The 201-nt window shown below is 43.8% G+C and carries 1 tRNA gene; it reads right to left on the reverse strand.

Going from position 1 to position 201, the window contains the following annotated elements:
- Positions 1–50: 50 nt before the first annotated feature.
- A tRNA-Tyr gene (locus tag FCV43_RS18910) sits at positions 51–135 on the reverse strand.
- Between the last annotated feature and the right edge of the window lie 66 nt (positions 136–201).

A 201-nucleotide genomic window follows, 5' to 3' on the forward strand; every position in this document is an offset into this window, starting at 1 on the left:
CCAACACATCAATCAAGTGCTTCCTAAACGATAAATCGCTTAAGAGAATATGGTGGAGGGGGACGGATTCGAACCATCGAAGGCAGTGCCGTCAGATTTACAGTCTGATCCCTTTGGCCACTCGGGAACCCCTCCAGGGTATTTTCTTATTTCTTTACAAAATAAGCTTAATTGAGGTTTTCCCAACACATCAATCAAGTG

It is taken from the genome of Vibrio genomosp. F6 (genome assembly GCF_005146325.1).
GTDB classification, from domain to species: domain Bacteria; phylum Pseudomonadota; class Gammaproteobacteria; order Enterobacterales; family Vibrionaceae; genus Vibrio; species Vibrio cortegadensis.